16 protein-coding genes are annotated in these 22,153 nt (G+C 52.8%); 3 read left to right on the forward strand and 13 right to left on the reverse strand.

What is annotated here, in order from left to right; genetic code table 11:
* Nucleotides 1–72: 72 nt before the first annotated feature.
* The 7 genes from CGZ75_RS13985 to ftsE form a co-directional block, all read right to left on the reverse strand.
* The gene (locus CGZ75_RS13985; RefSeq protein ID WP_176444838.1) at nt 73–1,428 is read right to left on the reverse strand and encodes a voltage-gated chloride channel family protein; all 1,356 of its coding nucleotides are present in this window, start codon (nt 1,426–1,428) and stop codon (nt 73–75) included.
* A 106-nt stretch (nt 1,429–1,534) separates the two neighbouring features.
* Nucleotides 1,535–2,830 carry a PDZ domain-containing protein gene (locus CGZ75_RS13990; protein ID WP_245850859.1) on the reverse strand — a complete coding sequence of 432 codons (1,296 nt, stop codon included), beginning with the start codon at nt 2,828–2,830 and terminating at the stop codon, nt 1,535–1,537.
* Between the two features lie 230 nt (nt 2,831–3,060).
* Entirely contained in the window at nt 3,061–4,596 is a 1,536-nt protein-coding gene (locus CGZ75_RS13995) for a S41 family peptidase (protein WP_245850860.1), read from the reverse strand.
* A gap of 179 nt (nt 4,597–4,775) precedes the next feature.
* Nucleotides 4,776–5,180 (reverse strand): type VII toxin-antitoxin system MntA family adenylyltransferase antitoxin, encoded by a 405-nt coding sequence (gene mntA / locus CGZ75_RS14000; RefSeq protein WP_089524919.1) that lies wholly within the window; start codon nt 5,178–5,180, stop codon nt 4,776–4,778.
* Between the two features lie 202 nt (nt 5,181–5,382).
* Nucleotides 5,383–6,564 (reverse strand): murein hydrolase activator EnvC family protein, encoded by a 1,182-nt coding sequence (locus tag CGZ75_RS14005; protein ID WP_245850861.1) that lies wholly within the window; start codon nt 6,562–6,564, stop codon nt 5,383–5,385.
* A 12-nt stretch (nt 6,565–6,576) separates the two neighbouring features.
* Nucleotides 6,577–7,494, reverse strand: coding sequence for a permease-like cell division protein FtsX (gene ftsX / locus CGZ75_RS14010; protein ID WP_089524920.1), 918 nt, complete (start codon nt 7,492–7,494; stop codon nt 6,577–6,579).
* On the reverse strand, nt 7,484–8,170 hold the full coding sequence (gene ftsE, locus CGZ75_RS14015) for a cell division ATP-binding protein FtsE (protein WP_089524921.1): 687 nt from the start codon (nt 8,168–8,170) through the stop codon (nt 7,484–7,486). The genes ftsX and ftsE overlap by 11 nt, the downstream gene beginning before the upstream one ends.
* Before the next feature lie 740 nt (nt 8,171–8,910).
* On the opposite strand from ftsE, the gene CGZ75_RS14020 reads away from it, so the two are divergent.
* The gene (locus CGZ75_RS14020; protein WP_089525884.1) at nt 8,911–9,366 is read left to right on the forward strand and encodes a GNAT family N-acetyltransferase; all 456 of its coding nucleotides are present in this window, start codon (nt 8,911–8,913) and stop codon (nt 9,364–9,366) included.
* Between the two features lie 115 nt (nt 9,367–9,481).
* Here CGZ75_RS14020 and CGZ75_RS14025 read toward each other — a convergent pair whose 3' ends face one another.
* The 5 genes from CGZ75_RS14025 to CGZ75_RS25310 form a co-directional block, all read right to left on the reverse strand.
* Nucleotides 9,482–11,065, reverse strand: a complete 1,584-nt coding sequence (locus tag CGZ75_RS14025) for a DUF4179 domain-containing protein (RefSeq protein WP_089524922.1) — start codon at nt 11,063–11,065, stop codon at nt 9,482–9,484.
* Between the two features lies 1 nt (nt 11,066).
* Nucleotides 11,067–11,786, reverse strand: a complete 720-nt coding sequence (locus tag CGZ75_RS25835; protein WP_245850862.1) for a sigma-70 family RNA polymerase sigma factor — start codon at nt 11,784–11,786, stop codon at nt 11,067–11,069.
* 249 nt (nt 11,787–12,035) lie between these two features.
* On the reverse strand, nt 12,036–13,607 hold the full coding sequence (locus tag CGZ75_RS14035; protein WP_176444839.1) for an FAD-dependent oxidoreductase: 1,572 nt from the start codon (nt 13,605–13,607) through the stop codon (nt 12,036–12,038).
* A gap of 603 nt (nt 13,608–14,210) precedes the next feature.
* Nucleotides 14,211–14,549, reverse strand: coding sequence for a hypothetical protein (locus tag CGZ75_RS14040; protein ID WP_089524923.1), 339 nt, complete (start codon nt 14,547–14,549; stop codon nt 14,211–14,213).
* 14 nt (nt 14,550–14,563) lie between these two features.
* On the reverse strand, nt 14,564–16,801 hold the full coding sequence (locus CGZ75_RS25310; protein WP_176444840.1) for a peptidoglycan-binding domain-containing protein: 2,238 nt from the start codon (nt 16,799–16,801) through the stop codon (nt 14,564–14,566).
* Between the two features lie 277 nt (nt 16,802–17,078).
* Between CGZ75_RS25310 and CGZ75_RS14050 the strand changes: the two genes are divergently transcribed.
* On the forward strand, nt 17,079–19,067 hold the full coding sequence (locus CGZ75_RS14050; protein WP_176444841.1) for a VanW family protein: 1,989 nt from the start codon (nt 17,079–17,081) through the stop codon (nt 19,065–19,067).
* Nucleotides 19,068–19,399: 332 nt separating this feature from the next.
* On the forward strand, nt 19,400–21,838 hold the full coding sequence (locus CGZ75_RS14055; RefSeq protein ID WP_245850863.1) for an EAL domain-containing protein: 2,439 nt from the start codon (nt 19,400–19,402) through the stop codon (nt 21,836–21,838).
* Nucleotides 21,839–21,906: 68 nt separating this feature from the next.
* On the opposite strand, the gene CGZ75_RS25315 is transcribed toward CGZ75_RS14055, so the two are convergent.
* The gene (locus tag CGZ75_RS25315; protein ID WP_176444842.1) at nt 21,907–22,077 is read right to left on the reverse strand and encodes a hypothetical protein; all 171 of its coding nucleotides are present in this window, start codon (nt 22,075–22,077) and stop codon (nt 21,907–21,909) included.
* Nucleotides 22,078–22,153: the final 76 nt, after the last annotated feature.

Genomic DNA, 22,153 nt, shown 5'->3' on the forward strand with positions numbered 1-22,153 from the left:
CTATACGATATGAACTTGGATTGCGAGCTTTATCGTTCCCACTCCGACTAGTCGGAAGCGGATGCTGTCCCCTTATCCATCTCCTACTCGCTCGTCTCCCCTCCCGTCCTTACGCGTCACAAGCCGTTGCGACGTGTAAATTCCGGTATGCCCAGAGCATAGATAGGAGATAACGCTGACGACAAAAAGATATACGGCTGCATCTGCGCCGAATAGCTCCAATCCGAGAATGAAGCAGGCGAGCGGCGTATTCGCCGACGCGCTAAACAGTCCGACCAACCCTAGGCCGGCCAGCAGCGGGGCCGGCAACGATAAAATCATTGCCATGGCATGCCCCAGCGTTGAGCCGATGACGAACAGCGGAGTCACTTCCCCGCCCTGGAATCCGGCTCCAAGTGTGAGCGCCGTGAAAGCCAGCTTCCATAACCAAGCGAGCGGATCTACCGAGCCTGCGGACTGAAAGGAAGCCTCCATCAGTGGCAGGCTGAGCCCGAGGTAGTCCCGTGACCCCACAGCCGCCGTAAGCAAAATGACGGCAATGCCTCCGGCCGCTGCACGGAGCGGCGTGGAGGCAATCAAACGGGCGGCTGTAGCTCGCACGGCGTGCACACTGCGAATGAATAAACGAGCAACCAGGCCGAGCAGCACGGCGGCAATTGCGGCTTGAGCCAGTGCTGACAAACTCAACGCTGGGACTTCACCGATCCGGTATACGGCATGCGATATTCCCCACGCTCGTGTTACGGCATCTCCGACCAGCGCTGCAATCAGGCAAGGATACAATGCCGAGTGGCGAAACATTCCGATCGCCAGAACCTCGAGCCCGAATACGGCCCCAGCAAGCGGCGTGCCAAACACAGAGCCGAAACCGCCGGCGATGCCGCACATGAGCAGGATGCGCCGGTCTGCAGGACCGGAGCGGGTCAACGTACCGGCGAGCCAGGCAAGCGATCCGCCCATCTGCACCGCCGTTCCTTCCCTGCCAGCCGATCCACCGGTGAGATGCGTCAACACTGTCCCCACAAGCACCAAAGGGGCCATGCGAAGCGGAATCCGCTCGCGGCCCTCATGAATGCTTTCGAGAATGAGATTGTTGCCTCTACCGGCGCTCCCTCCGTATTCTCGATAAAGCCAGCCCACCAGCAGCCCAGACACCGGCAACAGGTAGAGCAGCCAAGGCTGCTGTAACCTGGCTGCCGTCGCGACATCTAAGCTCCACAGGAACAGCGCTGAAGCAGATCCAGCCAGCAACCCTACAAACGACCCAAGCAGCAGCCACTTCACCAGATAAACAGCAGTGTGAAACAGCTTGGACCCCTCGTGGGAAATGGATCTCTTAGGAGACTCCGGTGAAGGTGAGGAGCTTGGAGAAGCCAGCGATGCCTCTGATGGAGATGCAGAATCCCCAAGCTGCTTGTCTTGATGCACCTGCATCCTTCCTTCCCTGTTCAAAAGCTTGAACGGACAGAACGGGCAAGCGTCGTCTAAGCGAAGATTTGCCGATGACGCTCTATGTGCTCCCGTCTTTTCTCTTTTACATTGTCATACTCTCGCCGCCATCGCGACGCCGTGCAGCCTTGTCGCCACGCAACAGACCAAGCAGCGACAGATGCGCCGGTGCAGCATAGTATCCAGCGCCCTCATCGGGGGCTAGCAGCACGCCAAGCTGATGATGCTCTCCGTCAAAGCGAGCCCGCTGAACGAACTTTACCTGGCCTTCGAGGTTCAATACTTCCAGTCGACAAAAAGCGGAATTCTCATGCAAGGCGGTATAAAGCTCCTCCTTGGTGCGCACGCGCTGCCCATTTACCTTGTGCAGTACTTCTCCGGCCTCCAGCCCCATCTCCTCCGCCGGTGTTCCCGGCACGACACCGAGAATGCAGAGGCCGCGACTATCATGCACGAAGCGAGGCGGCTGTTGGCGCTCTCTGCGCTCGCCCAGCAGTACGAGCGCCTCATGCAGGCCGAGCGCGGCAAGCGAGGCCAATGGCACAAGCGGCGCCGCGAAGGCTGCGCCAAGCGCCAACACGGCAAGCACGGCGCTGTACAGCAACAGGCGCCGTGAAGCGAGGCGCGCCTGTTGCTTTGGCAGAGCCGACAGCGCGAGATCGACGAAGCCGATGACAACCGGCAGCGCCAGCACAGTCCAGCCGCCGGCCCAGGCATCGCCGCCAAGCAGCGGCGTCCAAGGCAGCGCCGCCGTACCAACTGCACCATCAGCAGCTGGCACAAGTAGCAGCAACGGCACTGGCCAGAAGCCCTGGAGCGAGTAACCGCCTATTAACTTACCGCGTTTGCCCTCTAGATAAAGAGGCGATGCCAAACGGCCCGCATCGCGGCGCACGAGCAAAGCTTCCACCAGATGCAGCCCAGCGACGAGCAGTAACAAGCCCGGCATGTCGAGCGCGGCCAGCGACTGTGCGAGGCTGCCGATCCATCCGCCGCTATCCTCCAGAGCGAGCAGGCTGCTCAGGCCTTGCAACAATCCCAGCAGCCCAGCGCTGTACGCGAAGCATAGATACCGCACGCGCAGCAGCGCCAACACAGCGGCTGTTCCCCACAGCCACAACACCGCATCCGGCGTTAGCAGTATTCCAATGGAAGCTGCGGCCAGCGATAGAATCACTCCAGCGAGCAATCCCCAAGACATAGCTCTAAAAAGCAGAAGCGGCCAAGCATGCAGCCGCACATGAAACATCCGGCGCTCCAATGTAGTCCGCCGGATATAAGCGAGAATCATAACAATTAGTGCCACATAATAAAAAGGCTGGGACAGCATCTGTAATGCTGCCGAGCCGTATTCGCGAAGCAGCTCCATAGTTAGTTCCAAGCAAGCACCTCTTTCTGTATCAGGCTGAAGGCTGAACTAGAACAATAATTCGACAATGAGAGGCTGATTTCCTCCCTTAGAGAACAATCCGGCTTGTGTACTATCCATGCTCAGTAAGTAAAAATAGCATAAAAAACCGGCAGCCCCCGCCTGCACGAGAAGGGACTGCCGGACACGAAAACCTACCGTTTTGCTCGGCTCAACAACTTCAACAACTCGCGGTCCAACCCTTATTTGCGTGCGCCGCTTCCGCCGTGCAGCGCTTTTACGGCAGATTCCAGCTGAGCATCATGCTCACCACTGCGCACCCAAGCTTGCACCGCAGCTTCCAGCTTCTCCTGCGTCGGCAAATCGGCCCTTCCGCTCACTTTAAGACCGCTCGCCTTCTGGAACTCCCTTACCGCATCTGCCGTGCTGCTATTGTAGTACCCGTCCAGTCGTCCGGGCTTGTAACCGAGCCCCTGCAGCATCACCTGCAAGTTTTTGGCGTCCTCACTTATCGTGTCAGCCGCGATGATACCAGAGCGGGTCAGGCGCGAAGCCGTATAGAGCACGGGAGGCTTGACGGCTACATCCGGCTTAATGCCGGCACGATGAATCCAGGTCCCGCCTGGTGTAAGCCATTTGGCGATCGTCATTTTCACCAGCCCGCCCTCGAGATCGCGGTCGTAGCTGACCTGCACCGTCCCTTTGCCAAAAGAAGTCTCGCCAACCAGAACTGCCCCTGCCGACTCCTTCAGGGCTCCCGCCAAAATCTCCGATGCGCTCGCGCTGCCCTTATTCATCAGCACTGCCACCGGATAGTCCTTACCGCCGCCTTCGGACAACACCTTCTCCGCTGCATGGCCTCGCTGCTCGATTTGTAGAATCGGCTTGCCCTTCGGAACGAAAGGCTGCACAATCTGCTCTACCACCGGCAAGATTCCACCAGGATTGTTGCGTACGTCGATGACAAGTCCTTTGAGCCCGCCCTTCTCCAGCCGATCCAGCTCAGCCGCAAAACGCTCCGCCGTATTCAGCGAGAACTGACGAATCTCAATCAGTCCAATGCCTCTGTCCAACTGTTTAGCGTACACTGTCTCGACATCGATTTCAGCCCGTACGACCTGTACAGAGAACGGCGTAGACCGCCCCGCACGTAAAATAACAAGCTCCGCCTTGCTGCCCTTCGGGCCGCGCAGCTTCGCTACCGCCTCAGAAATCGGCATCCCGGACAGGCCGACGCCATTCACAGAAAGAATGACGTCTTTGGCCGCCAGTCCCGCCTTTTCCGCCGGAGATCCCTTGATTGGCGCAACGATGACCAGTTTCCCTCCCTCGGAAGCGACCTCTGCGCCAACACCTCCGAAAGCTCCTTCAACCGCTTCCGAGAACTGCTTGGCCGCTTTCACATCCATGTAGGTCGAGTATGGGTCGCCTAGCGCTTCCATCATGCCGCTGAGCGCTCCACTTACCAGCTTGTCGCGGTCAACCGACTGGTAGTATTGACGCTGAATCAGCTCCATGACCGTATTCAGCCGCTGAAGCTCTTCCTTGGTCAGCCCGGCATTCCCCTTGCTTACCTCTTCCTTCCGCAGCTCTGTTTTCCGGCTGGAAGTCGAAAGCGGCGCCGCCGAGCTCCGTGAGTCGCTGTTTTTCAGCGTATCAGGCTGTCCAGCCTGCGCTCCGGCTGGCAGTGCTCCGCCCAGCAGCAATGCTGTTGTCAGCGCTGCAGCCATTACCGCGGCCACACCACGTTTGCCTTTGCCCATCCTATTTCGATTCATCGTTGTCTCTCCTCCCTCTTGCCCGGACATCCATTTCCGCCCCAGGCTATCAGTCGTTTAGTATGCAACAACAGCACCTGGATTATTTGGCACAAGCAAGATCGGTTTCCAACAATCAGCACAGCTCCTAAAAAGAAAAAAGCCCGGCTCATCGCCGGACTTCGATGTTCAAGATCACGTCATGGCTCATATATAGTCCCTCGCTCTTTAATGGCTTGAAGTATGGGGGCTCTTTCCTCATTCAGCTTGGCGTACATTTTATAAACCTGCATTTCAAAGAGAGCTTTGCGCCGCTCATCCCCACAATGCAGAACGCGCCCTGTGCTCAAAATCTGCATCTGCATCACCGTTGATGCTTGGAATAAGTCGATTAAATCCACTTCTCTTTTTAACAAGTCAGCAAGCTTCTGCGCCAGCATGAACCTGGCATAAGGAGAAATAACCACATCGCCCAGATAGGCGATATCAATATCGCTGTCCGGCCGCTCACGGCCAGCTGCTGCCGAACCGAACAACATGATCAGATCCGGTGAGATTTCCCTCTTTAAAAAATCCAGGATCAAACCCGTCTCTTGTTCCGTCATTTTATGAGCTCCTTCCCGGATCAACACTTTCCTTTACTTCCCATTATAACCGATGAAGGAGCGGACAGACACGACTTGAACCTTAGCAACCCGGCCTCGCCATCATACCTAAAAGAAAAACCCCCAAGCCGCTGAAAAAGCGGGCTTTGAGGGCTGAAACCAAACGCTATGAGAATCCGCGGACAGATGGGACAATTGCAACTTATGATTTGCCTCTCAAATAAGCAAGCGGATCAACGGGTTCACCGTTTTTGCGAACCTCGAAATGAAGGTGGTTGCCGGTGGAATTGCCGGTGGAGCCAACCTCGCCGATATGCTGGCCGCGCTTCACAGTCTGGCCCTTCTCTACGAGGATCCCATCGTTAAGCATATGGGGATATATCGTCCACAAGCCGTTGCCATGGTCGAGAACGACGGTATTGCCATAACCGTTCCACCACTGAGCGACAATTACGACGCCATCTTCAACTGCATAAATGTTCGTACCAGCCGGAGCGGCCATATCTACTCCTGCATGCATCTTGCGTTTGCCCGTAATGGGATGAATCCGATAGCCGAAGTTTGAGCTGAGTCGGTAAGAAGACTGTATAGGCATGCCAAGCTTGCCGCCGCTGTAGCTGGATTTCATGACTTTCTTTTTCTTAATAAGTGCTGACTCCTTAGCAGCCAGCTCCAAAAGCAGCTCTTCCTGCTCTTCACTGATGTCGCTCAGCACATCCAGCTTCTCTTTGTAGGTCGAGATCAGCTGGACTTTCTCCGTTTCCTTTTCGGCCAGTAGACTCTGATAATCCGCGACTTTGGCGTAGAGGGTTTTCACCTGAGCCAACTGCTGCTCAACCTGCACCTTTTTGCTCTCTACGAGTTGCTTGTCCTGTTTGCGGTCTTTCAGCGTGTCCTTGTCCTGGGACATGATCGTATTCAAGGAATCCAGCCTGCCTAGAAAATCGGAAAAGCTGGTCGCGTTAAGCAACACATCGAGATAACTGACACGACCGTTCATGTAAGTAACGCGCATGCGCGACTGTAAACGCTCGTCCTGTTTTTTGATACGCTGCTCGGCCTCATCCAGCTCTTTGGCAGTCTGATTCAGCGACTCCGTCGTCTGGTTTACCTGAGTCTGCACTTGATTCATGCGCATGCCGACTGTATCGATCTGCGTCATAACTGCTTTGAGCGTCTCAGCCGTATAAAATTTCTGGGTTAAAACGGTTTTGGAGGTCGCGTTAGCCTGTTTGCTTTGCTTCGCTGCTGCCTGCATCTTCAAGCGAACCTGCTTCAGCTCCCGATTGATCTTGTCCGTCTGGGACGAGGCTTGGGCGACAAGCGGCATAGCGGTCAAGCATAACACTCCAGCTAAAATAGCGCTTAGTATACGTCTTTTCAACCTGCAATCCTCCTACACTTTCAAGTATCTGCGCACAGACAGTACGCTTCCCCACACACCGAGGAACGTTCCGATTCCGATCGTCAACGGTACGATAATAGCTGCCGCTTCATTCATAGATACAAGTCGGATGCTCATAAGTCCGAGGTCGAACTCCGACTGCCGGATCAACTCGCCATAACCGAATATGACAACCGCTGCCGTGAGTGCCGAAGAAAGGAATCCGATAAGCGCCCCTTCGACAAAAAACGGCCAGCGGATAAACGCATTGGTCGCCCCAACCAGCTTCATGATGCTAATCTCTCGCTGGCGGTTGATAATCGTCGTCTTGATTGTCGTTGCGATCAGGAACATAGCCGTTACGGCCAGCCCGGCAACAATGATAAGGCCAATATTACGAACGGTATCCGTCACCTTGAACAAGGTTTCGACAGTGCCTTTGCCATACTTCACTTGCTGAAAAGCAGGCGGATCCTGAGCGCTGCTAATCGCCTCCACCTGGGCGGCGGCCGCTGCAACCGTCAGCGGATCGTACACCTCGATCGTAAAGCTTGCCGGCAGCGGATTGTCCTCACCCTGAAAATCCTCCAACAGCTGTTTACCATCGCTGCCCAGCATCTCGCTCATTTCCTGCAGATTCTGTTCGGCGGTCAGGTAAGTGACACTCTTCACCTCGGGAATATTGCGCAGCTTGGTCTCAATAGCAGCTTCGCTCTCCTTGGTCGCATCCATTTGCAGGAATGCACGGATCTCCACCTGGCTCTCCAACTGATCGGCCAGCTTGTTCACGTTGAGCGCCAGCAGTACAAACGCGCCTAAAATGAACAAAGAAATGAAGATGCTGCTGATTGATGCAAAACTCATCCAACCATTACGAAAAATGTTGCGGACGCCTTCCCGGATATGGCGCCCCAGCGTCCTAAGCTTCATAGCCGTATTCCCCTCTCGCCTGGTCGCGCACAATCAGTCCGTCCTCGATGGCGATGACGCGCTTGCGCAGCTTGTTGACGATCTCACGGTTATGAGTTGCCATGATGATGGTCGTGCCCCGGAAATTGATTTCCTCCAGCAGGTTCATAATGCCCCAGCTCGTTTCCGGATCGAGATTACCGGTTGGCTCGTCGGCGACGATGACGCTGGGATTGTTGACAATTGCGCGGGCGATTGCCACGCGCTGCTGCTCGCCGCCCGACAGCTGTGCAGGCAGATGACCGTGCTTGCTGCCGAGACCGACGAGCTCGAGCACCTCCATGGTGCGCTTTTTCATCAGCTTGCGAGGGGCTTCGATAACCTCCATCGCGAACGCTACATTTTCATAGGCGGTCAGCTTTGGCAGGAGGCGGTAATCCTGGAAAATGACGCCGATATTGCGCCGCACATAAGGGATCTTGCGCGGTTTGAGCTTACCTATATTGAAGCCGTTCACGAAGAGCTGGCCCTTGGTTGGGAACTCCTCTCGATAAATCAGCTTCATGAACGTGGACTTACCGGCGCCGGACGGCCCGACAATATACACGAATTCATTGCGGTCGATGACCACGGACACTCCCTTGAGCGCATGAGCGCCGTTCGGGTAGGTCTTCCAGATGTCCATCATATCGATCATGTTTGGCCTCACATCCTGTCTGTATTCCGCTTATGTGTTTTCGACAGGAAAGGCGGATTTCCTTTCCGATTAGAAGCTTTTCCCCTTAATTCTCACAATTCTCATCCCATGAAGCGACGAAGTGATGGGGTTCGACAGTCCTATTAAGGGGCTAGTGTCGAATAAGGCTTAAGACATGCCTATAAAGCGGCTCATGGATAAGCTTAGCGTCTACTGACGCCGGGCTGGCTCTCTTTAATACATCGGTTTAAAATTCTTGCTTTGTAGATAAATGTCGAAAAAAAAGGAGCCCTTGATAGAACTGTCTCTATTGCAATAGAGGGTTGCAGGGGCTTGGAAGGTTTGAACAGGCTTGCAACTTAACTGGAGTTGCTCCTGTCTAAATCATTGGAGCAACCGGAGCTAACGATGGAATTGCCATCTCGAATCGGATTTCATATTGGATCATTGGGGAAGGGAATTGGTCGCCAGAACGTTTTGGAGCTTTCTACGAGCAATCTGTTTTCATTACTGTGGTCTTATTGTTTATCTATGTACTTGCTCTAATGATTGAAAGTAGGATCAAAAATAAATGACAGATAATGTGATATTGATCAACTGAAAAAGATAGTTTACACTAAAATCTAGTGAGAAAAGCTGACAAACAAACTTTGCATCCACTACTAGCTGAGTTACTAATTGGGTTACTCGGCTCGTCCTAGTCGGAGCAAATAATAACTATAGAACATGGAGTGGTCTTTCTGATTATTAAAGTAGATGATCTAAGCGGACCAGAGGTAGCTTCATTAATCGCGGAGCATCTTCAAGGCATGAATCTGCATTCACCACCTGAAAGTGTACACGCTTTAAATCTTGAAGGTTTGAAAAAGCCAGAAATTACATTCTGGGGTGCGTGGGAAGCTGATCAATTAGTTGGTTGCGGAGCGCTCAAGGAGCTTGACGATCAACATGCAGAGGTAAAGTCAATGCGTACTGCCTCCCAGCATCTTAGAAAAGGCGTTGCAAATGGCATCCTCACACATCTTATCGAAGAAGCCAAGCGACGCGGCTACCAGCGATTAAGCTTGGAAACGGGGTCGATGGAATCCTTCGAACCGGCTAGAAAACTGTATGAAAACTTTGGGTTTCAATATTGCCAGCCATTTTCAGATTACATCGACGATCCTAACAGTGCATTTATGACAAAGGAGTTATGAACCATTAAGCAACAGTCCCCTGTCCTCAGACGGGAGACATTACCTAATAAACATAAAGATACGGCAGCCGATGGGCTGCCGTATCTTTATGTTCTCGTTGCTCTTCTTCCGCTTTTCAGTGGCTCTTGCCCGATGATGTGCCATCCGCGTCGCCAAGTGGAATGCGTACCCGATACTGCCCGTCAATGAAATTTGGATACTGGTATACCTCAAAAGTCAGCGGCTGCTTGTAGTCACCGGACTTGAAAGAGTAGTTACTTTTCTGGAGATTGTTTTCATCCGTACTGCTAGAGCCCCCTTGAGTGGACATCCCCTCATAGAGCTTGCCAGTGGCATCAGTAAAATCGTTAAGCAAAGTGTAGTTCAGAGGATCTTCGCGGTCCACTCTCAAGCTGAATCTCAAATCCATCCCGTTCTTGCCAACGCTACTGGAAGTTAACTGAACCCGGTCATCCGGCGCTTTCAGCAGCACTCCCTTTTCAGCGTCCAGTATGATCTGGGAGTTATTTTTATCTTGCGCTCTAAACGCGGTTCCACTCAAATATAGCTCCTTAGGCTGGCGGAAATAAGGGCTTTGGAATTCAAAGCGAACCTTATTTCCCGATAATTCACCCATGCTATAGCTGACCCCGCCCCAATCCGTGCCTGTTTCATCAGAGAGTTTCATGTCAACTGGGCCAAACATTCTCATCGAGTTTCCTTCTGCATACTCCGCCTCAATGGCAACCGTAAGCGGCGAGATCCGCGCGCTTGTGAAGCGCAGCTTCTGGCCCTCGACCTCGATCGTTTGATCCAGGGCAACCGTGCGCGACTTTCCTGCAAACAGCTCTCGGTCCACAGGAAAGCCTACTTTGTAAAGGAATCCGTTCAGCTTCACCTCCATGTTTAGCCAATCCGGCAACTGCTCCCCTTTTGCCAGCAGGATTTCGATCGTCTGCTGGCGCTTGGTTCCTTCAGTAGAGTCGTATGAAGACCCATAACCTCCACCGACTTGGCGGCCAGCGCTATCTGTAAAAGTAGTTCCAAGTGACCCCAGCGGTTCCCCCGCTTTCAATCCTTCGACGGTGTAAACCAACATGATTCTATAATCATCCGCAATGAGCCCCTCAACAGTCAGCTTGAGCCCGTCATGCTCATCGCTCACTCCTATCTGCTGCATAAAGCCATAATCCACTGCATCCTGAACCGTCTGATTGTTGTCGTATTGCTCGCGGATAATATCTACAACTGAGGCCATTCCGGGTATTTGACGCACAACGGAGGCGAAAGCCGGCGATACCCGAATTGTGGCGAGGCATAGCGCGATTACAAGAAAACTAGCTGCCATGGAGGCAGCAGTCCGCCGCAAACGGCGGGTATTCCTCTTACGGCGTTTGCCTGCTACCAGGCCTGCCGCGATGGCGGCATCTGCACGGCGCTCCAGCTCTGGATCAGAATCTGGATCACCCATAAGACCGGCCCCCAGCCGCGACAGCCGCAGCTCCAGTTCAGACACATCCTCTTGATCGTCCTGAACATCGTCACTCTGTGTCCCTTCAAGTGTCGGTGCTTGGGACACTCCTGCGTCCCGCTGATTACGCCGCTCCTCTATGCCGCTTAACTCCAGTTGATCGCCCTGCAGCTGTGAGGCCTCCGTTTTCTGCCGGTTGTTCTGCCGCTTCGGGTCATTGAGTTTGTTCCCTTCTGGACGCTCCTCCATGTTAGTTCTCCTCCCTTCCCATTCGCTGCCGCAACTGTTTCAGCGCCCGGTTCAGCCATGTTTTGACGGTGCCCTCCGGCTTCTCCATCGCAAGCGCGATCTCTGCCAGCGTCATATCCTCCGCATATTTCAAAAGAACCAGCTGACAAAGCTTAGGCTCCAGCTCCGCTACCGCTTCCTCAAGCTCAATTCTGGCAGATAGGTTTTCTGCAGCAGCCGGACGGTCGACCAGCCGCCCAGTCGAGCGTTGTCTCCGCAGCCGTTTATGTTCATCCGCGCAGACGTTGATGAGAATGCGAATGAGCCATGTTCGAAAAAATTCCGGCTGGCGCAGCTTGCCCAGCTTCGCGTATGCTCTGCAGGTCGTTTCCTGGATTGCCTCTAGCGCCGCTTCCTCATTTCTTAGGTAAGCCAGCGAGATTCGCAGTAACTGTGGCCTAGCCGCAGTCATAATCCGTAGGAAGGCCGCATCATCGCCGCGGCAAGCCTGCTCGGCCAGCTCCGTCCAAAGCGGCGATTCGGCGGCCAAAGGAGCAAAGCCATCTTCCGCTGCGTCTAGCGGCTGGCTCAATGCCTGCGCAGCGTGGTTCACCGCTCGCGCTACTCCCGCATCCGGCGCTTGGTCTGAAACATGAGCCTCTCCTTCCTCGGTCGCTCGGTCCCCTCTATAGCCGGTGAAAAAGGTCCCTTGCGCCGTTCTCTTCGCTTCTGAGTCGGGCATGGTTTCACCGCCCTTTCTTTCATTAATTTGACATTAGACTGTGGTGGGGCAACTTTGGTTTTGGGCTTGAGGACTTTTTTCGAGCATTGGTGTCCAAAACCCAATTTTTCCTAATCTCAATCCTTCCACTCTATCGCAACTGTGCCGCGATTTCTACCAGAATATGCTAGATCTCACTCAAACCTCCGCACTCAAAAAGGCCAGTCGGATTTCCCGACTAGCCCGTCTAAAATGCACCCAATCCTACTCTCAGCTTTCCTTGCTCTCCAAAACCAGCCCCTTCAACGGTTTCTGTGCTGGGCCTTCCAGCACGGCGCCGTCGTAGCCAAAACGCGAGCCATGGCAAGGACAGTCCCAGCTCAGGTCGCCGGAGTTCCACTGGCACTCACAGCCCATATGTGTGCAGGTCGTATCGACCAAATAAAGCTTACCTTGCGGATCGCGATAACCGCCCGCGCGTTTGCCTGCTACCTTGACGACAGCGCCTTCGCCCAGTTCAAGCGAGTCCGCTGGACGCATCGGCGACTCCAGCTTGCCGGAGATGAGCTGCCCGGCAACGCGTAGATTCTCTTTTACAAACATCTTAATCGATGGATCGGCGTTGAAGCGGGAAGGCTTAAACAGCTCCAGATGTTTGCTCTGCCCGGTCTTCACCAGATCGTTCACCACCAGCGCCGATAGCGTACCGCTCGTCATGCCCCATTTGTTGAAACCAGTCGCAATAAGCATATTGGGGTGTTTGCCAGTAATCGGACCGATGTAAGGAACATCGTCGAGCGTGGTCAGATCCTGCGCTGACCAGCGATAAGGGATATTTTTCGCTCCGAGCAGCGAATCAGCGAATTGCTCCAGCGCCTCGTAATGCTGGATCATCGGCACACCTTCACCTGTTTTGTGGTTCTCGCCGCCAACGAGTACAACAGGTCGGCCGTCAAGCTCTGCGGCGCGCAGTGAGCGCACCGTTTGTCCAGCAGACAGATACATTCCTCCGGGAAACGGCTTTTCTGGCTCAACAGCCAATACGTAAGAGCGCTGAGGGTGCAGTCGCGAGAAGAACAGACCGCCCCCATCCGTGAATGGAAAATGGGAAGCCGAAACAGCCCAGCTGCAGGACACAGTTCCGCCAGCCGCACTATGCAGCTTGAGACGGCCGTCCTGTTTGCTCTCTTCGACTTTTTCCGTAATAACCGTATTCTCGTAGACATCGAGGCCAAGGCGAATCGCCTCATTAAGCAATCCCTTGAGATATTGCAGCGGATGGAAACGAGCCTGCCCCGGAAGTTTGATCGCCCCGAGCTCGGACAACCCTTGCAGCGGTAGCTTTTCCACCCATTGTCCAGGCAGCCCGATCCCCTGGTATGCCTTCCACTCCTTTTGCAGCAGTTGGAAATCGGCATCGTTATCCGCATAAAGGTAGGCATCCTCGGTCTTCAAGCCGCACTCGATGCCTAGCGAAGCGACCGTGCTCTGAATCCACTTCAGCGCTTCATCATTCGCGTCAAAATATTGCTTAGCAGCCTCTTTGCCAAGATGCTGCAGTAGCTTGTCGTAAATAACCCCGTGCTGGGCTGTAATCTTGGCCGTTGTATGGCCGGTCGTTCCGTCCAGCAGCAGCCCGGCTTCCAGCAGCGCAACCTTCAATCCCTGCTTGCTGAGCAGGTATGCACTCGTAATGCCGGCGATTCCGCCGCCGACAACCGCGACATCTACCTTGATCGTGCCTTTGAGCGAGGAGAACGATGGCAGCTCCGCTGTCGCCCGCCAAAGCGATTCCGGCAGTTGAGGTAATTGGCTGGTGTCAGCAGGATCGATATTTTTCATGAGGGCCTCCTTGGGATGGATATAGATATATCCTTTTATTCCCATATAGTCCCTGAGTCAGTCTCTTGCTTTGGAGAAAAGTAGCTGCGAAAAATTTAGGTGGGAGTCTGCTCACAAATCTTTCATGACTGAAGTATCGCACTTAGTTTGAGAATCCGTCGTTTGATGTCCGATAGAGCGAGCCAAACACTTCCTTTAATTCTATAAAACTCATCATAAAGTTGTGGTCCCCTTCGATACTCACCCTATCTATCCACAAAGTTATGAATAACTTGAAAAACTGCGAAAAAAACGAAGATAACAAAAACAGGTTAATTATGGTGGGATCTGACCATAATCAACCTGTTAAATACAACGAAAAACCGTGTTAAGGCATAAATTTCAAGCATTAATGCGCGTAGTTCTTTTTAGAAACTTCATGGGTTATATCTGTCTATCGGTTCGGGATCCTCGTGTGAAATTCCCTGAATTCACCAGACCACCTGTATAGTAGGATATCAATCCCTTCTCATCTAATGGTGAGCTCTCTCGCTAATTCCCCGCTCTTTCTGCTCTGCTTTGCTAACGCTAGGGATTTGCTTCAATGAATAAGTTCACGCTATATTATGAATACCATTCATCATCTGAAAATTCTTCATCCTCTTCACTCGGCTTTAAACTGTTTATGTTTATAAATCTTGTTATTTCTGCCCTGACCAATGCTTGATCCTTATTCTCAATCATAAAGCCCCTATGATTGTTCCAACTCATACCAACCTCTAAATCTATATCCATCTCCCTACACCATTCAATAAAATCATACATGATCATTGTAAAACAAACATTGAATTTATGAAATGAAACCCAAACGCCTATTCTCCCATCTCCAAAATCTTGTTGACGTAATTTTAAATCTCCACTTATGAACCACGTAGTATTTTGATACTGTTTCTCTTCAAACATTAATTTAAATCCTCCTACTGTCTGTATAGTCCTGTCAGTACATCCATTGCCGGACTAGTCCTTACGCTACTATATATGACTTCCTCCCATGACCCATACTTTTCAAAAAGTTGCTCTGGTGTAGGCCCTTCTGGTCTACCGTATTGTTGAATATTCCTCTCTTTCATGGCAGCTAGACCTTCATAGTTATTAGAGTCAATATATGATTGCATTCTGTCAGAATTACGTTGTTCAACCTTCATCTTAGCAATGTCTGTAATTGACATTCCCTCATTTTCAAGTTTAGCAACTTCATTCTCAAGTTTTATTTTCTTTTGCTCCATTTTTTGCAGGTATTCCATCCTCTTAGCTCTTGCATAAGCAACTTGTTGTGGATTAGTCCAATTAACTCCGAATTTATCTAATGGAGATTCTTTTTGGGGTGAATATCCATAAACTGCATCTGGATTAGTTTCAATTTCTTTTGCTATTTTAGGGTTACTTAAAGGATCAAATTTGGGAATACCTTTACCCGTCCCCTCACCCATAAATTTAAGGTAGTTCTCTTGAACCGCAGTAGGCTTGAGGGGTTGTACTCCGCCTATGCCCTTATCACCGATCCTCATCCAGGTTCCGTCCGGAGTTATGGCGACGGGCTTCAGGTCAAGCTTTAGATCGGGGAGACGCCCTACCAATTCCTTGCCGCCCTCTATGCCTGCTTTTACAGCACCCTTTACTGCCGTAAATGCCAGGGCCGATTTGGCAAGAGCTCGTCCAAACTCCTTGCTTTCTTCATGGCTGGCTTTTCCGCTGAGGACACGAGCATACAGTCGGTTAACGTCCTGGAACGGTTTTACGAACTCCTCTTTGGCGCTCTCACCCAGCGTATCGCCGATTTGCTCCAGCGTCAATTCTCCGTTTATGATTGCCTCGCCTACATCCATGAGATCCGAATAAGTTTTTGGGTTCAGCACCCCTAGCAGTGCCATCCCCTCGTCTTGCAATTGGCTTATGACACCATCCGTTACGGATGAGTACGTCAATGCCACCATCAACATGCCGTTATTTAGCTTCAAATTCGGATTGTTCCTCATCCCCTGAGCGGCATCGCTTCGGGCTAACCGTAACAAATCTTCATTAAATCCTCCGTTGATTTCAAACGGCTTCGGATTCCCCCCGTTCCACACCATCCACTTCGTATTGACCGTGTTTGCTAGTGTCTGGTACGCCGCTACGGAGGCCATTAATCCTTCATCGTAAACTCCTGTTACTTTCCCCTGGTACAAGTTCATCTTTTTCAGGTACTCTTGCATCTCCCGGATTTTTTCGGCCGGTATCGTGGCGTTATAACGATCCAGCTGCCCGGCAATCCCTTCCCGAACGACCCCTGCTGCTACGCGCCATTGCGCGGAATCTTGCACTTTAGCAAGCTCCCCCCGCGCCCAATCCCGCACCTTGCCCTCCTGTGCACCAAGGCTCAGCAGCAAACGGTACTTCGGATCATCTCCAAGCGGTACCGGCTGCCCGGTGTAGGACGGATCGAAGTCGCAAGCTTCTATCGCCGGCTTCTGAAAATACGGCGACAAGTCTACGTTCTCCGCATACAATCCTTCGCGGATTCCCTTACTCTTCAGCTCCTGCCGAGCTGCCTCTGCCATCTCATGCATCGCGTCCATCAGTACCCGATTGCCGTAGGCTTTGTACATTCCATACGCCGTCTGCGCCTTGCCGATGTCTTCCCGCAGTTTCAAAACCCGTTCCAGCTCCGACCGGGCCGCAGCCCGATCTTCCGGGGTCATATTGGGGCTCGCCACAATCCGCTTCAGCCCCAGGATAACCGGGTCTTGCTGAAAAGCATCCATCAGCGGCATCGGCTTCACGCTGCTGATCCCCATCTTCGCGGCCTGCTGCATCCGCAGGTTAACCTCGCCATATCCAATGACCGGCTGTTTGTAGGCGCCAAACCCGAAGGGGTTCCACGTTTTCCCCACCGTAAAGGTCAAGTTCATTTTGAGCCGGTTTTCATTTTGCAGCCGCTCGACCCCGCGCATCATGCGCCGAGCAAAATCCGCCAGTTCCTCTGCTTCTGCGGTAAGCTCTTTCGCCATTCTTACCGCACGCCCAGCTTCTCGCACAGTGGGAAGCTGTTCCCATTCCCATGCGGCCCCGTTCACTTGCTGCATCAGGCGCATTGCGTCCTGACCGATCGCGGTAAACCGTTGCCGGAGACGTTCCACATCCGCCAGATCCATTTTTACATTTGCGCCAGACAATAGAATCACCTCAATATGACTAAGAATCTTGTTCTCCATAATGCAGAGAATATATAAATTGGATTAATTACCCATTTGAAATATCGGTTTGCCTACCTGTAAATTCAAGCATCACTTAAAAACGAGTCTTCTATTAGCAAATCACGCACTCATCCTCAACAGCTCGTTCTCAACAGCTTCTTCTCAACACTGTCCTCCAACCTGCGATAAAGGATATATTTCAGCGCAGCCCAGCATAGACCTAGTAGACAAGGCTTGCCAGATGGGAGGACTGCCTGTGAAAAGGCTACATTTGCTGCTCATTATCGTTCTTGCCCTTTTACTGGTGGCGACTACATTATGGGGCATGCTCTGGATCTATGGCTCCAAAACAAAGGTGCCCTCCGGCACCAATGCGGCGGGACTGCCGCTCGGCGGCCTCCGCCAGGCGGAGGCGCTGCATTTGTTGGAGGCTTATCAGCTCGCGCTGAACAGCCGCACCGTTACTCTGGCGGACGGAACCCCGTCCGCCTCTTCCAGCAAGGACAGGCCTGTTGCTGCCGGAATGAATGAAGCAGCAGCTCAAGCAGCAACAGGAGACGCTGAGTCAAGTTCCAAACCAAGTAAAACTCAAACCAAAGGCACATCCCCGCTCCCTGCTCAAGCCGAGCGCAGCGCAGCCTGGACGCTTGCCGAGCTTGGGCTGCGCATTGACCTAGAGGAAGCAAAAGCAGCCGTAGCCCGCCTCGGGACCGGCTCCGTAATAGAGCGCGCTAAATATCGCTGGAAATGGGACAAGCAGCTACCTGCAAAACTGCGTTCCGACCGGGCCGCGTTTGATGCCACAATCCGCTCCGAATGGGGTTTCTACGACGAGCGCAAACCGGTGGATGCTGTTCGAATAATCACACCTTATGACCAAGTCGTCTACACTCCCGGACGCAACGTGCTTCATCTCGATCTCGACCGCCAGCACGCAAGCATTCGCCGCTGGGCCGCCAAGGGGTTAGGCGCTGCCGATGCTATTACAACAACAACGATCTTGTCCGGAAATGAAACCTTACGCATGGAAAGCGAAATGGCTGCTTCCGGAAAGCTCGGTTCCAAGACCACGGGACAAAGAAGCGAGCCCCATCCCGCCTACGCAAAGCTAGGTTCAGAGACCACAGGACAAAGAAGCGAGCCCCATCCCTCTCCCTCAAAGCCAGGCAGTAGCGCAGGCAGCGCTACTCAGCCATCAGCCACCCAGCTTATCAGCCTGAGCGGCTCCAAATTGCTCTCCGCTCTCGGCCTGGAGGCGAACCGGCAGGAGGCGCTGCAATTCCGCGCCGTCCCCCCGAAGGTGACGCTGGCTTCGCTTAAGGCGGAGGGCGTCGAGCGGCTGATCGCTTCCTTCACGACCGATTACCGGACCAGCTCGCAGGGCCGGGCCTTTAATGTATCGGAGACTGCACGCACGCTGAACGGCTGGATGATGAAGCCAGGGGAAGTTTTTGATTATGGAGAAATAATCCGCATTACGGAGCACGAAACCGGCTACCGAGAGGCTCCGGTCATCCTAAACGGCCAGTTCACTCGCGGCGTCGGCGGCGGCATCTGTCAGGTGTCGAGTACGTTGTACAATGTGGCCCTACGGGCTGGCCTCGAAATCGTGGAGCGGCGCAACCACTCCCTGCCGGTTTCTTATTTGCCCAAAGGCCAGGATGCAACGTTCGCAGAAGGATCTATCAACTTTCGATTCCGCAATACGAGCGGCAAACATCTTTTCATCCGCACCTACTCAGGGAATGGACAGCTCACAATCAAACTATTCGGCACGATGCCCAAAGAGGTACGTTACAGCATCGTTTCTCGCACCGTCCGCACGCTGCAGGCACCCATTCAATTGCGTCGCAGCTCAGGCTTAGCACCAGGACAGCAGATTGTGCTCAAACAAGGCCGGACCGGCTACGTGGTGGAAACATACCGAATTCGTTACGTGCACGGCAATGAGGAATCTCGGACGCGCATCTCGCGCGATACGTACAAACCAAAGCCTTCCATTATTATGGAAGGTCCCGCATCCGCCCCCCTCTCACCATCGCCTGCACCAGGACCTGGTCCGGACGCATATCCGCATGGCGCGGAAGAAGCCGGGCCAGCAGGCAGCAGCGTACAACCACCGCAACCGTCAAAAGACAGCGATGCAACGCTGAATCAGGAGCGCGATACCATGAGCGACCTATTCTCGCCATTTGACGAGCCTCCCCTGCTGGAAGACGGCATCCGCTTACTTGATCAACCGTAGGCTGACTGCTGACTTCGCAGTCAGCAACAAGCCAGCCCTCCCTCCTACGAGGAGGCGGGGGCTGGCTTTTTCAAGCTTTTTAATCGTCTTGTAGAGCTCCCAACTTCCGTACCCCAGTACAGCTTCGACTTACTCCACTACCGCAACTACCGCCGCTTAACGCGGCTTCCCCTTCTCCATTGCCGTAGGCTTCGAACATCCAGGCAGTTAAATTCGCCCCCACCCCAGCCATTGGAAAATCAATCCATAAAAATAAACATTTTTACAGGGTAAAAAGACCTAGTTGTTATGCCGTTATAAGGAATAAAGACTCATTTGAAGGAGCAGCAATTATGATGAATCACCAGCCCGTTGACGGCTCTTACAATATTTTTCTCGTGTTATTGTCGCTTCTTATCCCTATTCTTGCCTCTTACTCCACGCTGGACCTTGGCATCCATATTCATAAGTCGAGAGGCAAAACACGAAATATGTGGATAGCCTGTGGAGCACTATCCATGGGTATGGGCATCTGGTCGATGCATTTCATCGCTATGTTAGCCTTCCGTATGCCAATCATTGTAACCTACAATACTTGGATCGTATTGGTGTCGATCATTCCGGCAATTTCAGCCTCCTTTCTAGCCTTGCACATCATCAGCCGTCCCGAATTGAAGCGCTCCCGAGCTATTCTGAGTGCAGTTCTGATGGCTACCGGCATTGTCTCGATGCACTACATCGGTATGGCGGCCATGCAGATGGACGCGATTGTGCGCTACAATCCGCTCCTATGGGGACTTTCCGCGCTTATTGCCTTTATCGCATCGCTAACAGCGTTGTACTTAATGTATTCCGTCAAAAAAAGAGCCGGTCAACCCCGCCTATGGCGTCGTAAAGCAATAGCTGCTCTGATTATGGGCGCCGCAGTTTCTACCATGCATTACACCGGTATGGCCTCCGCTTCCTTCCATAATCGCCATAACATGGGGCATGCTGGCGACACTACGCTGAGCAACACTATTCTCGCTTATGCGATCAGCATTGGCATGTTAGTCATCCTCGGCATGATGTTCACCAGCACTTATGTCAATCGACGTTTTGAATCTCAATCGCTTGAATCCGAGCGCAAATTCCGTTCCGTCATCGAATCCGCCAGCGACGCCATCATTCTGGCCGACAGCCATTCGATCATCCGATCCTGGAACCGGGGCGCCCAGTTAATGTTCGGCTACACCGAAAAGGAAGCCATAGGTAAGCCGCTCGACATGACGATTCCCGACCGATTCAAGCAGATTCATGCCGACGGTCTATATCCCTATCTCATGCAGGAGCCCCATCTTTCTCCCGGAGCCGGACGAAGACTGGAGCTGTACGGCCTGCGTAAGGACGGCACGGAATTTCCGATGGAGCTGTCCTTAGCCGGTTGGGAAGAGGAAGGGCATCCCTTTTTCAGCAGTATTATCCGAGATATTACCGAGCGCAAAAAAGCCGAGCATAAGATCAATCAGATGATCTACCTCGATCCATTAACCGGCCTGCCCAACCGCCATCTGCTCCATGATCGTCTCAAGGAAGCAATGGATCAAGCGGATGAGTCCGGCCTGATGATCGGTATTATGTTTTTAGATCTGGATCGTTTTAAATACATCAACGACACGCTCGGTCATACGATGGGTGATCTGCTGTTGGTGGAAGTCTCCATCCGGCTACGCGAATGCGTCGATAAGCAAGATACCGTCTCTCGCCAGGGAGGCGATGAGTTCATCGTTTTGTTGCCGGGCACCTCTCAAGAGGACATGACGCGTAAAGCCCAGAAGATTTTGCAAACATTCAGTCAGTCGGTGCTTGTTGGGGGGCAAGAAATGTTCGTCACGCCTTCGATCGGCATGAGCCTGTACCCGAATGATGGCAACAATCGTGATACTCTGATTAAAAATGCGGATACCGCTATGTATAGGGTCAAAGAGCAAGGCAAGAACAACTATCAGTTTTATACATCGGATATGAACGAGGTTGTCAGTCGGCGCATGAATCTGGAAATTGGACTACGCAAAGGAATCATTAAAAATGAATTCACCGTACACTATCAGCCACAAGTCGATATCCTCTCTGGTACGGTAGTTGGTGTCGAGGCGCTTCTCCGCTGGCAGCATCCTCAGCTCGGCCTTATTTCCCCGGCGGAGTTCATTCCGTTGGCTGAGGAGACTGGCCTCATCATCCCAATCGGAGAATGGGTGCTGCGGGAGGCCTGCCGCCAGAACAAAGAATGGCAAGATGCGAATCTGCCCCCAATGCGTATCGCAGTCAATATCTCAACTAGGCAATTTCAGCAGAGCGGCTTTGTAGAGGTGGTCAGTCGTGCGCTCAAGGATACCGGGTTGGAGCCGAAGTATTTGGAGCTGGAGCTGACGGAGAGCATCGTGCAGAACTCGGTGCATGCAATAGCCATCATGCATAAACTCAAGGAAATGGGCCTATTCCTGTCAATCGATGACTTCGGGACGGGTTACTCCTCGCTCAGTTACCTGAAGTTGTTTCCGATCGACAGCCTCAAAATCGACCAAAGCTTCACCCGCAACCTCATGGAGGATGCCAAAGACGAGGCGCTTGTGCACACCATTATCAATATGGCGCATAACCTCGGACTCAAAGTCATCGCCGAGGGCGTCGAAACCGGGGAGCAGCTGCAGTACCTTCTGCAACGCCATTGCAACGAGGCTCAGGGTTATTACTTCAGCAAGCCAGTTCCACCTGATAACATCTCAAACTTGCTCGGCTCCGTGAGCGCTTGATGCAGGTTGAGCCTGGGTTTTGTTGAAGCTCACAAGTAGCAAAAGCTACTTGTGAGCTTCAACTGGAGCTACACCGTCCGCAGCAAGTAGCTAAAGTTACTTGTGAGCTCCAACTCAAGCTTCACGCTCCGCACCAAGTAGCTAAAGCTACTTGAGAGCTTCAACTCAAGCTCCACTGCCCTCACCAAGTAACAAAAGCTACTTGAGAGCTCCAACTCAAGCTCCACAACTCGCACCAAGTAACAAAAGCTACTTGAGAGCTCGAACTCAGGCTACACAACTCGCACCAAGTAACAAAAGCTACTTGAGAGCTCC

It is taken from the genome of Paenibacillus herberti (genome assembly GCF_002233675.1).
Classification (GTDB): domain Bacteria; phylum Bacillota; class Bacilli; order Paenibacillales; family Paenibacillaceae; genus Paenibacillus_O; species Paenibacillus_O herberti.